This window comes from Acetobacter estunensis (genome assembly GCF_019083805.1).
In the GTDB taxonomy this organism is placed as follows: Bacteria; Pseudomonadota; Alphaproteobacteria; order Acetobacterales; family Acetobacteraceae; genus Acetobacter; species Acetobacter estunensis_A.
In genome coordinates this window covers 1-249 of record NZ_JAHRDV010000136.1, presented here as the reverse complement: position 1 = coordinate 249, position 249 = coordinate 1, and the positions used below count along the sequence as shown (strand labels likewise).

Sequence of the window (249 nt, the reverse complement as noted above, 5' to 3'; positions counted from 1 at the left end):
ATCGTTGCGTAGCTCAGAAATGGCAGATCCGCGATGACCAGAGCCTGTCGGCTTGCCCGCATGACGGCGCTGGCGTGATGGATCATATCATCGAGCGTGACAGGTAGCGTCGTGTCGTGGCCGAGCACATCCGCAGCGAAGTTTTCCACAAGCCCTTGATGGGGACGACGAAAGTCACGGTTTCCATCGGCCTCGCAACTTTCGATGGTCACCCCGATTATGAACATCTGATTCATGAAGCGGATGCCG

Annotated in this window: 1 protein-coding gene; it reads right to left on the bottom strand. The window is 56.6% G+C overall.

Features of this window, described 5'->3' with window-relative positions; translation table 11 throughout:
• Window positions 1–236, bottom strand: a 236-nt coding sequence (locus KUA11_RS17950; protein WP_217412293.1) for a 3-methyl-2-oxobutanoate hydroxymethyltransferase, incomplete at its 3' end; no start/stop codon positions are given.
• Between the last annotated feature and the right edge of the window lie 13 nt (window positions 237–249).